A 14369-nucleotide genomic window follows, 5' to 3' on the forward strand; every position below is an offset into this window, starting at 1 on the left:
CAGGCTGTTTGCATTTGACTGTCCAGTATGGAGCGCGCCGCTCGTTTTTCGCATTAGCCAAGCGACATGGGAGCGCTCCGAGAGCGTCCCTCATGCACATTGGCTGACCGCCCTCAGTGGTCGTAACCCAGGTTAGGCGCCAGCCAGCGTTCGCTTAGGCTCACGTCCTGGCCTTTGCGCGCGCTGTAGCTGTCGATCTGGTCCTTGTCGACCTTGCCCACGGCGAAATACTGCGCCTGCGGGTGGGCGAAGTACCAGCCGCTGACCGCTGCGGCCGGGAACATGGCGAAATGCTCGGTGAGGAACACCCCGCTCGGGCCGGTTTCGCCGAGAGCCGTACCGTCGAGCAGGCGGAACAGAGTCTCCTTCTCGGTGTGGTCCGGGCAGGCGGGGTAGCCCGGGGCAGGGCGGATGCCGCGGTACTGCTCCTTGATCAGCGCCTCGTTGTCCAGGTGCTCGTCGCGGGCATACCCCCAGTGCTCCTTGCGCACCTGCTCGTGCAGCCATTCGGCGCAGGCCTCGGCCAGGCGGTCGGCCAGGGCCTTGACCATGATCGAGTTGTAGTCGTCGCCTCTGTCCTGATAGGCCTTGGCCACTTCTTCGGCGCCGATGCCGGCGGTGGTGATGAAGCCGCCCACGTAGTCGGTGACGCCGCTGCCCTTGGGCGCGACGAAGTCGGCCAGCGACCAGTTCGGCTTGCCGTCGGGCTTGATGGTCTGCTGGCGCAGGTGGTGCAAGGTGGCCAGCGGTGCGCCATCGTCGCCATAGACTTCGATGTCGTCGTCATGCACTTGGTTGGCCGGCCAGAAGCCGAACACCGCACGGGCGCTGATCAGGCGTTCGTCGATCAGTTTGTCGAGCATTTCACGCGCATCCTGGTACAGCGCGGTCGCCGCTTCGCCGACCACTTCGTCGGTGAGGATGCGCGGGAACTTGCCGGCCAGGTCCCAGGAAATGAAGAACGGCGTCCAGTCGATGTATTCGGCCAGGGTGCGCAGGTCGATGTCGTCGAGCACCTTGACGCCGGTGAACGAGGGCACGGTCGGCTGGTACCCGGCCCAATCGTAGGTAGGCTTGGCGGCGATGGCCCTGGCATAGCTCAGACGCTCGGTGCGGGCGCTGCGGTTGGCCGTGCGCTCACGAACCTCGACATAATCCTGGCGAGTCTTTTCGACGAACGCAGGTTTGAGCTCCTTGGACAGCAATTGCGTGGCCACGCCTACCGCACGCGAGGCATCGGTGACGTAGATCACCGCGTCGTTGCTGTACTTGGGCTCGATCTTCACCGCCGTATGGGCCTTGGACGTGGTCGCACCCCCGATCATCAGCGGCAGCTCGAAGCCCTGGCGCTGCATCTCCCGGGCCACGTGCACCATCTCGTCCAGCGACGGGGTGATCAGGCCGGACAGGCCGATGATGTCGCAGCGCTCGTCGCGGGCGGTCTGCAGAATCTTCTCGGCCGGCACCATGACGCCCAGGTCGACGATGTCGTAGCCGTTGCACCCCAGCACCACACCGACGATGTTCTTGCCGATGTCGTGCACGTCGCCTTTGACCGTAGCCATGAGGATCTTGCCCTTGGCTTCGGGCTTGTCGCCTTTTTCCGCTTCGATGAACGGAATCAGGTGCGCCACCGCCTGTTTCATCACCCGCGCCGACTTGACCACCTGGGGCAGGAACATCTTGCCCGCGCCGAACAGGTCGCCGACCACGTTCATGCCGCTCATCAGCGGACCTTCGATGACCTCAATGGGGCGCGCGCATTGCTGGCGGCATTCCTCGGTGTCTTCGACGATGAATGCGGTGATGCCCTTGACCAGCGCGTGTTCCAAGCGTTGATCGACCGGCAGCGAGCGCCAGGCCTCGTTCTCCACTTCCTTGACCGCGCCGCCGCCCTTGTAGTCGTCGGCGATCGCCAATAAGGCGTCGGTGCCTTCCGGGGTGCGGTTGAGCACCACGTCTTCGACCTTTTCGCGCAGCTCGGCGGGGATCTCGTCGTAGATTTCCAGTTGGCCGGCGTTGACGATGCCCATGGTCAGGCCGTTCTGGATGGCGTGGAACAGGAACACCGAGTGGATCGCTTCGCGTACCGGGTTGTTGCCCCTGAACGAGAACGACACGTTGGACACGCCGCCCGAGGTCAGCGCATAGGGCAGGTGGTCGCGGATGTAGGCGCAGGCTTCGATGAAGTCCACGGCATAGTTGTTGTGCTCTTCGATGCCGGTGGCGACGGCGAAGATGTTCGGGTCGAAAATGATGTCTTCGGGCGGGAAGCCTACCTCATCGACCAGGATGTCGTAGCTGCGCTGGCAGATCTCGCGCTTGCGCGCCGCGGTGTCGGCCTGGCCGACCTCGTCGAAGGCCATTACCACCACGGCCGCGCCATAGCGTTTGCACAGGCGGGCATGATGCTTGAACTGCTCGACGCCTTCCTTCATGGAGATCGAGTTGACGATGCCCTTGCCCTGGATGCATTTGAGGCCGGCTTCGATCACCTCCCACTTGGAGGAGTCGATCATGATCGGCACCCGGGAAATGTCCGGCTCGCCGGCGATCAGGTTGAGGAAACGGACCATGGCAGCCTGGGAGTCGAGCATCCCTTCGTCCATGTTGATGTCGATCACCTGGGCGCCGGCCTCGACCTGTTGCAGGGCCACTTCCAGCGCTTCGGTGTAGTTTTCCTCGCGGATCAAACGGGCGAATTTGGCCGAGCCGGTGATGTTGGTACGCTCGCCGACGTTGACGAACAACGAACTGCGGTCGATGGTGAACGGCTCCAGGCCCGACAGCCGGCAAGCCTTGGGGATTTCCGGAATGCCCCGCGGCGCATACTTGGCCACGGCCTCGGCGATGGCCTGGATGTGCCCAGGGGTAGTGCCGCAGCAGCCGCCGATGATGTTGAGGAAACCGCTGGCGGCGAACTCTTCGACCACAGCGGCCATTTCCGCTGGGCTTTCGTCGTACTCGCCGAAGGCGTTGGGCAGGCCGGCGTTGGGGTGCGCGGAGACGAAGGTATCGGCCTTGGTCGACAGCTCTTCCAAGTACGGGCGCAGTTCCTTGGCCCCCAGGGCGCAGTTCAGGCCCACCGAGATCGGCTTGGCATGGCGCACCGAGTTCCAGAAGGCTTCGGTGGTCTGCCCCGACAGGGTGCGGCCGGACGCGTCGGTGATGGTGCCCGAAATCATGATCGGCAGTTCGATACCGTCGTCCTCGAACACCTGCTGCACAGCGAAGATCGCCGCCTTGGCGTTCAAGGTGTCGAAGATGGTTTCGATCAGGATCAGGTCGGCGCCGCCTTCGATCAGGCCGCGGGTCGCTTCTATATAGTTCTCGACCAGTTCGTCGAAGGTGACGTTGCGGTAGCCGGGGTCGTTGACGTCGGGCGAAATCGAGCAGGTGCGGCTGGTCGGGCCGAGCACGCCGGCGACGAAGCGTGGGCGATCCGGGGTTTCCAGGGTCTTGGCGTCGGCCACCTGGCGGGCGATGCGCGCGCCTTCCACGTTCAGCTCAAAGGCCAGACGCTGCATGCCGTAGTCGGCCTGGGAAATCTGCGTGGCGTTGAAGGTGTTGGTTTCGAGGATGTCGGCGCCGGCGTCCAAGTAAGCCTTCTCGATGGCGGCGATGACGTCGGGCTGGCTAAGCAGCAGCAAATCGTTGTTGCCTTTGACATCGCTTGGCCAATCGGCGAAGCGCGTGCCACGATAGTCGGCTTCCTCCAGACGGTAGCTCTGGATCATGGTGCCCATGCCGCCGTCGAGAATCAGAATGCGCTCTTTGAGTGCCTGCTGAAGAGCGTGAAGACGAGCGATGCGGTCGGACATGGCAAACTACCTGGTCGGGCGATATCAGAAGGTGCGCGATGATAGCAAAGTTGCATGGTTTTTAGACGCCGTGCCCTTTTGCATGAATAACACTCACGTTGACGCACCCGAGCCATTTACCTTTTGCGACTGTCCATACCTGATGGCCATTTAGAACCAGGACTTCCCCTACATGATCCACCGTTCATTAGCCGCCTTCGTCGCCTGCGCCGTCGTTGCGCTGTGCGGCACGCCGGCGTTGGCCCAGGGCCTTGCGAGCAGCCCTTCGATTTCCTATACGCGCGACATCCAGCCGATCTTCACCGAGAAGTGCGTGGCCTGCCATGCCTGCAACGACGCCGCCTGCCAGCTCAACCTCGGCAGTGTCGAGGGTGCCCTGCGCGGCGGCTCGAAGATGCCGGTGTATCAAGGCGAGCGACGTACCGCCGCCCCGACCACACGGCTGTTCTATGACGCCGTCGACGAAGACGGCTGGCGCAAGAAGGGCTTCTATTCGGTGCTCGACAACCAGGGCAGTCAAGCGGCCTTGATGGCGCGCATGCTCGAACTCGGCCACAAGACGCCACTGACGCCCAATGCGAAGATCCCCGACGACATCGTCCTGGGCCTGAACCGCACCAACATGTGCCCGGCGCCGCAGGAGTTCGACGCCTATGCCGGCGCGCACCCGAAAGAGGGCATGCCGCTGGCCGTCACAGGCCTCACCGACCAGCAATACCAGACATTGCAACGCTGGCTGGCGGCCGGTGCGCCGGTCGATTCCACGGCACTCGAACCCATCGCCGTCGAAGCACGGCAGATCGCCGACTGGGAGGCCTTGCTCAACCGTCCAGGCGCCAGTGAAGCGTTGGCAGGGCGCTGGTTGTACGAGCACCTGTTCCTAGCCCACATGTACTTCGAAGGCGGCAAGGCAGGGCACTTCTTCCAGTGGGTACGCTCACGCACGCCACCGGGCAAGGCCATCGATATCATCGCCAGCCGTCGCCCGAACGATCCACCGGGCGGCGACTTCTATTACCGCCTGGTCCCGGTCAAGGGCGTGATCGTGCACAAGACCCACATCACTTACCCGCTGAACGCAGCCAAGCTGGCGCGGGTCAAGCAGCTGTTCTACGCCGGCGACTGGCAGGTGACGGCGCTGCCCGGCTATGGGCCGCAACGCCGCGCCAACCCGTTCGAAACCTTCGAAGCCATTCCGGCCCGCGCGCGCTATCAATTCATGCTCGACAACGCCGAGTACTTCGTCCGCACGTTCATTCGCGGGCCGGTCTGCCGCGGGCAGATCGCCACGGACGTGATCCGCGACCACTTCTGGGCGCTGTTCCAGGACCCCGACCAAGACCTGTACATTACCGATGCCCGCTACCGGGGCGAGGCCACGCCCTTGCTGGCCATGCCCGGACAGATCGACGACGTGGGCAGCGTGCTGAGCCTGTGGCGCGCTTACCGCGACAAGCGCAACGCCTACGAAGGCCTGCGCCGCGATGCTTACGCCGCAGCGCCGGCGCCGACCTGGGCCACGCTGTGGACGGGCAACGACAACGCGCTGCTGAGCATCTTCCGCCATTTCGACAGCGCCACGGTGAACAAGGGCCTGATCGGCGACGTGCCGCAGACCACCTGGTTGTTCGACTACCCGCTGCTGGAGCGCACCTATTACCAGTTGGCGGTCAACTTCGACGTGTTCGGCAACCTGTCGCACCAATTGCAGACCCGACTGTACTTCGACCTGATCCGCAACGGCGCCGAAGTCAACTTCCTGCGCCTGATGCCGGCCGACAAGCGCAACGCGATCCTCGGCGACTGGTATCAGGACAGCGGCAAGATCAAGGTCTGGCTCGACTACGAAGACATCGACACCGATACCCGCAGTGGTCTGGCCCTGAGCGAGCACCACGCCGTGCGCGATTTCGGCCGGCAGTTGCTGCTGCGCACCCAGGGCCTGAACGTCGCGCCCGACCCGATCAACCGTTGCACCGGTGCCTTCTGTTCGCGACCGGACCAGCCGCAAGCCTTCCGCAATGCCGAGCAGTCGCTCAGCCGTCTGCTCTCGCGCCCGGCCGCGGGCCTGAAGATCATCGACCAGTTGCCCGAAGCGACGCTGTTGCGGATCCAGGCGCCGGACGGCCAGCGCCAGGTCTACAGCCTGCTGCGCAACCGCGCCCACAGCAACGTCGCCTTCCTGCTCGGCGAGGCCTATCGCTACCAGCCGGGGCTCGACACCTTGACGCTGTACCCCGGCGTGCTCACCAGCTATCCGAACTTCATCTTCAACGTGCCCACGGGCGAAGTGCCGGCCTTCGTCGACGCCTTGCAGGCCGCGCGCGACGACAAGGCGCAATTCGAGCGCGTGGTGCAGCGCTGGGGCATACGTCGTTCGCACCCGCAGTTCTGGGAATACTTCCACGACATGAGCCGCTTCATCGAAGAAACCGAGCCGGTGGAGACCGGTGTGCTCGATATGAACCGCTACGAAAACCTGTGAAGGGGTGGCGGGGAGGGTACTGACCTTTCGCGGAGTACTGCGGTCGTAGGCATGTGGTCGTCCTGCCGAGTCAGCTTTTTCAGCGCTCGGCAGGGCAGTAATGCACTTACGACGTAGGAACACGCATGCTGTATTCCCTCCAAGCACTGCGGGCGTTCGCCGCCTGGGTGGTGGTCTGCCACCACTTCATGCAAATCTTCTTCGACTTCCATGCCTCCAGCCCGTTGGGCCGCCTGTTCACCGAGCGCGGTGCGGTGGGGGTCGACATCTTCTTCGTCATCAGCGGGCTGGTGATCTACCTGTCGACCCGCGACAAGGCCATCGCACCGCGACAGTTCATGCTTCAGCGCCTGCTGCGCATCGTGCCGGCCTACTGGTTTTACACGGGACTGATGGCCTTGTTGCTGTTCTGCGCCAGTCGCTGGATGCCGCATCAGACGTTCGAGTGGCAACACTTGGTGTTGTCGCTGTTATTCATTCCGGCAGAAAACCCGGGTGGTTTCGGTTTGTACCCGACCCTCAACGTGGGGTGGACGCTGAATTTCGAGATGTTCTTCTATGGTCTGTTCGCCTTGGCCTTCTTCGTGCGCCAGCGCCATCAGCTGATATTGGTCGCGGTGGCGTTACTGCTGGCCAGTGAAGTGTTGGGGCGTCTGGGCGTGGTGAGCCGTTTCTACAACAACAGCATCATCTATGAATTCCTGCTCGGCATCGGCATTGGCGTGGTCTACCGCCGCGGTCTGTTGCGCGAGGGGCTGTGGCTGCCGCTGGCCGTGCTGGCCGTCGCCGGTTACGCCATCTACCGGTTGGACGCGTCTGATCGCCTGCTGCACTGGGGGCTGCCGAGCGCGCTGGTGGTGATGGCCTTCATCGCGTTGGAACCCTATTTCCGTGGTAATCAGGTGCTGAAAACGCTGGGCGACTGTTCTTATTCGGTATACCTGATCCATGTATTGGTGCTGTGGGCCGGTTGGCTCTTGAGCCAGCGCTTGCAGCTCGATCCCTATCTGGTCTTCGCTTTGTGCGTGCCACTCATCGCCCTGGCTTCGTGGGTCAGCTACCAGTGGCTGGAGCGCGGACTGTACCGGCGTGGTCGGGCCTGGCTCGAGGCGCGCAGCCAGTCGAGCCAGGCGCCGGCGCTTTCCTGAGTCAAATGCTAGGACTTTGTCCGCCGCGCCGGTTTGGCGTACACTGCCGGCAAGTCTGTGAGGAACCTACATGAGCGCTATAACCATTACCGACGCCGCCCATGACTACCTGGCCGATCTGCTGAGCAAGCAGAATACGCCCGGCATTGGCATTCGCGTATTCATCACCCAGCCAGGCACCCAGTACGCCGAGACGTGCATTGCCTACTGCAAGCCGGGTGAAGAAAAACCTGAAGACACCGCCCTCGGGCTGAAAAGCTTCACGGCCTATATCGACGCCGTCAGCGAGCCGTTCCTCGAGGACGCCCTGGTCGACTACGCTACCGACCGCATGGGCGGCCAGCTGACCATCAAGGCGCCGAACGCCAAAGTGCCGATGGTCAACGACGACAGCCCGCTCAACGAGCGTATCAATTACTACCTGCAGACCGAGATCAACCCGGGTCTGGCCAGCCATGGCGGCCAGGTCAGCCTGATCGAAGTGGTCGAGGATGGCATCGCCGTACTGCAGTTCGGTGGCGGTTGCCAGGGCTGCGGCCAGGCCGACGTGACCCTCAAGGACGGTATCGAGCGCACCCTGCTCGAACGCGTGCCCGAGCTCAAAGGTGTGCGCGACGTCACCGACCATAGCCAGAAAGAAAACGCCTACTACTGAATACTGAAAGCAGGCGAGCGCCGGAGTGGAGTTACCTCCCTCCGGCTTCTTTTTGCCTGCTCTTAGCAACAAACTGTTACCGGTTCAAGGGCTGCGACAACGGGTCGCGGGCCGTATTTGCGGGTCTTCCGGCCTGCTCGTAGCCCCATGGCTGGCCGTGCCCCAGGTGCCATGCAAGAATGCCTGCGGTTTTCCAGCCGGCCTCCTCGAAAGGTCGGCACCTTCCCTGTAAAGGATGGTTCCATGACTGATCTGTTGACCCGGCGCGCCGTGGTAACCGGGATGAGCATCCTGGGTTTGGGCCTGCTGGCAGGCTGCAACCCGGCACGTGGGCTCGATTTCAAATACGGCAAGAACATGAGCAATGAGATCCTGGGGCGCAAGTTCAGCCTCAAGGACACTCAGGGCAATGTGCGTACCCTGTCGAGCTTCTATGGCAGCATGCCGATGATCTTCTTCGGCTTCACCCAATGCCCGGCCATCTGCCCGACCACCCTGGCGCGCGCGGCGCAGATCCGCAGCCTGCTGCGCGGCCGCGACCGCGACCTGTTCCAGGTGGTGTTCATTACCCTGGACCCCGAGCGCGATACTCCGCAAGTGCTTGATGCCTACGTCAAAGCCTTCGACCCGTCGTTCGTCGCGCTCACGGGCACCCCGGAAGAAATCGATCAAGTGGCCAGGGAGTTCCGGGTGTTCTACGAGAAGGTCCCGACCGGCGACACCTACACCATCTCTCATTCGTCCACCAGCTATGTGTACGACACACGTGGCACTCTACGCCTGAGCCTGGGCCACTCCTTGAACGCCAAGGAATGCGCCGAAGACTTGGCCACCCTGATGGAGATTTGCTAATGGCTGTTTCCCTGCAACCGATCAAACGCGGTCTGGCCGCCGTTGCGCTGTTGAGCCTCACGCTGCCGGCCTTGGCGCAGACCACCGTGAGCGACGTCTGGGTACGCGCCAGTGTGCCGCAGCAGCAGTCGACCGGCGCGTTCATGACCCTGACTGCCGATGCCGACAGCAAGCTGGTGGACGTGGCGTCGCCTGTGGCCAAGACCGTGCAGGTGCACGAGATGACCATGAACGGCGATGTCATGGGCATGCGCCAGGTGCAAGCCGTCCCGTTGCCGGCTGGCAAGGCCGTCCATCTGGACCCAAACGGTTATCACGTGATGTTGATGGGCCTCAACGGGCAGGTGAAGGAGGGCGAATCCGTGCCGCTGACCCTGACCATCGAAGATGCCAAGGGCGCCAAGGAAACCGTTCAGGTGCAGGCCGAGGTTCGTCCGCTGACCGCCGAGGCGGGTGCTGGACACGACCACATGCACATGAAGCACTGAAGCAAAAAGGGCCGCATCAGCGGCCCTTCTCGATTGCGCCCGCGTTCAACTGCGAAAGCGCGGTATGGGCCTGTCCAGGCTCAGCGAAGTCAAGGCCTTGCGCACCTGCGCTTCGTCGGCCTCCAAGGCCTTGAGGCTGGCGCGGATCTTTCCGGCCGCAGGCACATCGCCTTGTTTGTCGATCCAGTTGGCGATCTCTTTGCAGGCACTGCTCAAACAGGCTTGGCGCTGGTTCATCAGCGAAAGAAGCGTGGTGATCTGTTTTTCGGACATGGCGAAATCCTCCGATTAGCTCATGCAGTGTAGTAGAGAATTTCCACGGCAATCGCGCACTAGGGATGACGCCCGCGATATCGCCAGCGGCCCGCCGCCCCGGCATTGCCATCGCGCCATTGGCGTCTTCGCCCATGCCTGCTGCCTACACGATGCAGGCCTCACGATACATCCCGGGGGTGACGCCATACGCCTGCTTGAACTGTCGAGTCAGATGGCTCTGGTCGGCATAGCCCAAGGCGAACGCCACCTCCGAGGCTGGCATGCCGCCTTTGAGGAACGCTCGCGCCCGACTCAGGCGCCGTTGCTTGAGCCAGGCATGCGGCGGCAGGCCGGTGGCCTGGCGGAACACTCGGGCGAAATGGAACGGCGAAAGGTTGACTGCGGCAGCCAACGTTTCCAGTGACGGCGGATCTGCCAAGTGGTTTTCCAACAGTTCGCGGGCACGCGCTACGGCAAGCGGCTCACGGCCAGGCGGCGCCAGGTCGGCGCAGTGACCGTGGCGTTGCACCAGTGCCAAGACCGCCTGACGCCAGGCGGTCTGTTGTTGCAACGCGCTGGCGCCTGCTTCGCACAATCGGTGCAAGTCGCCGAAAGCCAGGGACAATGCCGGGTCCTGGATCACGCTTTGCTTGAACAGCGGCAGGCCGTGGTGAGTCAGCTCCAGCTCGTCCAGCACCCCGGTAACGCGCGTATGTTCCGGATAGAACCCCCGGTAGCGCCAGCCGCTCTCGTGGGCCGTGGCTCCGGTGTGCAGTTCGTCAGGGTTGATCAGCACCATGCTGCCCACGGGCGCCAGGTGCTCGCTGCCGCGATGCCAGAAACGTTGTGCGCCCGATTCGATTACGGTAAACACATAGCCCTCATGGACATGTGGGGCGAAGCGCTGCTGAACATAACGTGCATGCAGCATCTCGACATCACCCAGCGCCGGTGCCTGCCACAGGTGGGTCTGCTCGCGACCGGGAGTGCTCATGACAACCCGCTGCGCAGCGCAAGGAACACCAGCATGCTGGCGAGCACACTCAGCAACACGCTACGGGTCACGAGCACCAGTACTGCGACGACCCCCGCCCCCAGCAGGTAAGGGTTGAGTAGGCTCACGGCCAATCGATGTTCCTGCAGAAATACGATCGGCCCGCAGATCGCAGTGAGCATGCCGGGTACGGCAAAGCCCAGGAACTGTCGGGCGTTGGCGGTCAGGCGCAGCGGCAGGCGCGGTTCCAGAAAGGCGTAGCGGTTGATAAACACCGCAGCGCCCATGGCGAAGATCAGCAGCCAGATCATGTGTGCGCTCCAGACAGTTTTTGCCAGATGAAACCTGCGGCCATGCCAAGCAGGCCAGCTGCGACCAAGGCCGTTTCCCAATGCCAGTGGCTGAACAGCACCGAGCAGAACAGTGAGACGGCGACACAGACCAAAGTCGCTGCGCAGCGAACCCGTGGCGCGATCAGCGCGACGAAGGTGGCGACGATAGAGAAGTCCAAGCCCAACCGGTCGAGGTGCGGGATACTTTGCCCCAGCACGATACCGGCCAGGGTAAACAGGTTCCAGGCCACATAGAACGTCAGCCCCACGCCCAGCGCATACCAGCGGTCGAACTGCTGCCGGTCCTGATGGCTGGTCAGTGCGAAGAGTTCGTCCGTGAGCAGAAAGCCCAGGCCTAGGCGCCAGCGCAAGGGTTGATCGGACAGCAGCGGGCGCATCGACAATCCGTAGAGCAGGTGTTGTGAAGTCAGCAGCAACGTCGTGAGCAGGATCGACAGCAGGCCTGCGCCGCCCTTGAGCATGCCGATCGCGACCAGTTGCGCCGCACCGGCGAAGACGATGGCCGATAGGCCCTGTGCCTGCCACGCACTGAGCTCGGCTTCGATCGCCATGGAGCCGGCCAGTAGGCCCCAAGGCGCTACTGCGAGCGATAGCGGCAATATGGCAACGCTGCCTTTGAGGAAGGCGGTGCGGGCATGGGCGGGGGTGGGCATGGGTGCGGCTCGTCGACAAAGAAGTCCAGCATGCGCCCACAAGACCGTCCCTGGCTTGAACGATCTTGCTCACATCGCCCGCTCAGCGGTAACTGGTCAGGCGTTGCTGGGCAGTCGCGCAACCATTGATTTCGACGGCTTTCTGCCAGAGCGCCTGGCGGCGGGTGGGGTCCAGGTCGCCGAGCAGACGGTAGATCTCGGCCTGGAAGTCGCGCTGCCCGCCCCACAGCATGGCCAACCCCTGTGGCTGCTTGCGGCTGCATGCCAGCACGGCGGCCGGCTGTGGGTAGTAGGCGGCATACAGGGTCGCCATGCCGGGTAGGGCATCGAGCGCTTCGCGATAGGCTGGGCTGCCGTTATAAGGTGGGCACCACGTGGCGATGGCCGAGGCCGGCGGTGCAAAACCCTGGCTCAAGCTTTCTTCGAGCAGCGGGCAAGCTGCATCGGGGATTTCGGCGGCCGGCAGGTAGGTCATGTAGTACAGGGCCAGACGGTATTTGGCCACAGGGTGGCCCAGGGCTACCGATTTCTTCAGCAAGGCCACGGCAGTGGGAAGCGTATGGGCCATGGCCTGACCCTGGCGGCTCAATTCCGGGTCTTGGGCGGCTGTCGGCAGCAGTGCGCTGTTCTCGCTCTGCGCATCGGCCTGTTCCAATAGCGGCAATGCCTGCCGGTAGAGCAGGTCGGCATGGGCATCGATCTTGACCTCCAGCGCTTGCGCGGCCATCGGCATGCACAGCGCGAACAACCATGGCATGGCCAGGCAGCGCGTCACTGGACGGCCTCGGGCAGGCGCGGTCGGCCTGAGGTCAATGGAGCGTCGGCGATGGGGAAGTTCATGAATGACAAACGTGTGCCTCGGGCCGGACTGAACTGCCGCGTATTCTAGCCACGCTTTGCGTCTCGCCGAAAGATGGGGGCGATGGAATCAGACGAGCTCACCAGTACTACGGTGTGCGATACGGCCTGGCAGCCCCAAAGGTTGCCTGCGAAGCCCTATGGCCGCAATCAGGCCAAAAGGGTGCGCAGGTTGTAAACCATCCCGACGAGCGCGATCAGCAGCAACATGACGCCTGAGATCAGCGTGATCATGCGGTTGCTACGCGCGGAGGCAATCTTGCCGATGGCGAATATGTACAGGCTGAGCACGGCGAAATCGATGGCGATCCACAACAAGGACAGCACCACCATGCTTTTCCCGAACGATTCGGTGATCTGGATGAACTGCGGAAAGAAGGCAATGAAGAAGATGATGTCCTTCGGGTTGGAGATGCCTACCATGAAGCCCTGCCAGAGCCCGCCGCGAGCGCTGCGTGGCGGGGCTGGCGGATCGTCGGCCGAAGGCGTATGCAGGGCTTCCTTGAGGGTGCCGTAAGCGATATGGCCGATGAACAGGCAGCCCACCAGGCTCATGGCACTGAGCCAGGCCGGATCGACGGCGGCGCTGCTCAGGATCACCCAGGCCGCCACCGCGATCAGTATCAGCGAGGCCCAGTTGGTACCCAGCGCCGTACATAGCGCCCGGCGCCACCCGGATGTGGCAGCGGTGTTGACGACCAGAGCCACCACGGGGCCGGGGGTCGCGATCAGCAGTAAAACGGTGAGGGCGTAGGTGGCGGTTAGCGCGGTATTCACGATTCGTTCTCGGTGTCGGGATGTGGGGCAGGAATGGCCCGGAAGGGGCAGCGCTGCGGTTCCAGGGCGCCAGGCTCGTGGAGTTGGTACTGCTGCCATTCGAAGTTGTCGGGTTGGCCGAAGAAGCCCAGGGTCTGCGGCATTACGCCCTCGTTGTAGTGCGTTACCCGCTGACGGATCTTGGCACGAATGCGTTGGCCGCTCGACGTGGTCGCGCTGGCGACTTCGTCGAAGCTTTCCCGTGGGTTGATGACAAACACGATGTGTGGCCCCAGGTGGCGGCTTTTCATCAAGCGATGGCCCGGAAAGCTCATGTTGACGAACAAAGGCATGCCGTTGAAGCAAAAGGCCCACTGCGGATCGTGTGGGTCGCGCGCCAGGGACGCGGGCCAGGGGCGCGGGTCGAGGGCGTGCATACCCTGCAATATCGACCACGCCCAGGCCTGTTGGGCGGCCAGGGTGCTGTGCTCGTCTGTCTCGACGAACGCCAGCAGCGGGTTACCGATACGTGCTTTGGGCGGCAGGGGGCGTACCAGATCGATGTATTGCACGACGCCTTTGGCGATGTCGGCCGCAGCCTTATGCGCACGCGCGAAGAGCACATGGCACGTGCGAGCCGCCATGGCCTTGCGCCCGAACAGACAGGGAAATGCGGGATCGAGTACCGTGCGGCGACAGTGCTCGACAGCGTTGCAGGTCCAATGCGCGGGGTCGTCGGCGTAGGCGGTTGCCAGTTCCGGTGCATCCAGGCGGTAGCAGGTTCCGTAGCCGGTAAACATGAAATCCCCAGGTGAGGCTTATCGGGCGTTTTGGGGCATAGTCACGCGACCTGCGAATGCAGTGTCTGGGTGGCCCCATCCTTGGTGGCCAAAGCTTGATCGAAACGACACAGGCCGTATTCATAAGGGTGTTACCGAACTCTCGAGGGTGCCGAAGCGCCAGTGATCGACGACCCTTGGCTTTCGTGCCGAGTTGTTCGTTTCCTGTTGGAAGAGTTACACAGCACTGCACTCAGCAGCGGAGGCATTTT

Annotated in this window: 13 protein-coding genes; 5 read left to right on the plus strand and 8 right to left on the minus strand. The window is 63.0% G+C overall.

Annotated elements, in window-relative coordinates:
• Positions 1-113: 113 nt before the first annotated feature.
• On the minus strand, positions 114-3821 hold the full coding sequence (gene metH / locus B4M43_RS12855; RefSeq protein WP_296267634.1) for a methionine synthase: 3708 nt from the start codon (positions 3819-3821) through the stop codon (positions 114-116).
• A gap of 172 nt (positions 3822-3993) precedes the next feature.
• Here metH and B4M43_RS12860 point away from each other — a divergent pair, with 172 nt between their 5' ends.
• The 5 genes from B4M43_RS12860 to B4M43_RS12880 all read left to right on the plus strand — a co-directional run bounded on the left by B4M43_RS12860 (position 3994) and on the right by B4M43_RS12880 (position 9449).
• Positions 3994-6306, plus strand: coding sequence for a fatty acid cis/trans isomerase (locus B4M43_RS12860; RefSeq protein ID WP_296267636.1), 2313 nt, complete (start codon positions 3994-3996; stop codon positions 6304-6306).
• Positions 6307-6431: 125 nt separating this feature from the next.
• A complete protein-coding gene (locus tag B4M43_RS12865; protein WP_296267638.1) occupies positions 6432-7454 on the plus strand; it encodes an acyltransferase family protein in 1023 nt (340 codons plus the stop codon).
• 70 nt (positions 7455-7524) lie between these two features.
• Complete coding sequence (gene nfuA, locus B4M43_RS12870; RefSeq protein WP_296267640.1) at positions 7525-8109, plus strand: Fe-S biogenesis protein NfuA; 585 nt, start codon at positions 7525-7527, stop codon at positions 8107-8109.
• A 243-nt stretch (positions 8110-8352) separates the two neighbouring features.
• Positions 8353-8961 (plus strand): SCO family protein, encoded by a 609-nt coding sequence (locus B4M43_RS12875; protein WP_296267642.1) that lies wholly within the window; start codon positions 8353-8355, stop codon positions 8959-8961.
• Entirely contained in the window at positions 8961-9449 is a 489-nt protein-coding gene (locus tag B4M43_RS12880) for a copper chaperone PCu(A)C (protein WP_296267644.1), read from the plus strand. The genes B4M43_RS12875 and B4M43_RS12880 overlap by 1 nt, the downstream gene beginning before the upstream one ends.
• 45 nt (positions 9450-9494) lie before the next feature.
• Here the strand turns inward: B4M43_RS12880 and B4M43_RS12885 are convergent, their stop codons facing one another.
• From B4M43_RS12885 to B4M43_RS12915, 7 genes are all read right to left on the minus strand, one after another.
• Entirely contained in the window at positions 9495-9722 is a 228-nt protein-coding gene (locus B4M43_RS12885) for a hypothetical protein (RefSeq protein ID WP_296267646.1), read from the minus strand.
• Between the two features lie 145 nt (positions 9723-9867).
• Entirely contained in the window at positions 9868-10698 is an 831-nt protein-coding gene (locus B4M43_RS12890) for an AraC family transcriptional regulator (protein WP_296267649.1), read from the minus strand.
• Positions 10695-11009, minus strand: coding sequence for an AzlD domain-containing protein (locus tag B4M43_RS12895; protein ID WP_296267651.1), 315 nt, complete (start codon positions 11007-11009; stop codon positions 10695-10697). Before B4M43_RS12895 ends, B4M43_RS12890 begins: the two co-directional genes overlap by 4 nt.
• Entirely contained in the window at positions 11006-11704 is a 699-nt protein-coding gene (locus B4M43_RS12900) for an AzlC family ABC transporter permease (protein WP_296267653.1), read from the minus strand. Before B4M43_RS12900 ends, B4M43_RS12895 begins: the two co-directional genes overlap by 4 nt.
• Positions 11705-11786: 82 nt before the next feature.
• On the minus strand, positions 11787-12461 hold the full coding sequence (locus B4M43_RS12905; protein WP_296267655.1) for a sel1 repeat family protein: 675 nt from the start codon (positions 12459-12461) through the stop codon (positions 11787-11789).
• Between the two features lie 251 nt (positions 12462-12712).
• Positions 12713-13339: a LysE family translocator gene (locus B4M43_RS12910; RefSeq protein WP_296267657.1), complete on the minus strand. Its 627-nt coding sequence runs from the start codon at positions 13337-13339 to the stop codon at positions 12713-12715.
• Positions 13336-14118: a YqcI/YcgG family protein gene (locus B4M43_RS12915; protein ID WP_296267660.1), complete on the minus strand. Its 783-nt coding sequence runs from the start codon at positions 14116-14118 to the stop codon at positions 13336-13338. Before B4M43_RS12915 ends, B4M43_RS12910 begins: the two co-directional genes overlap by 4 nt.
• Positions 14119-14369 lie beyond the last annotated feature (251 nt).

The sequence above is a fragment of the Pseudomonas sp. UBA6562 genome, from assembly GCF_002434265.1.
Classification (GTDB): domain Bacteria; phylum Pseudomonadota; class Gammaproteobacteria; order Pseudomonadales; family Pseudomonadaceae; genus Aquipseudomonas.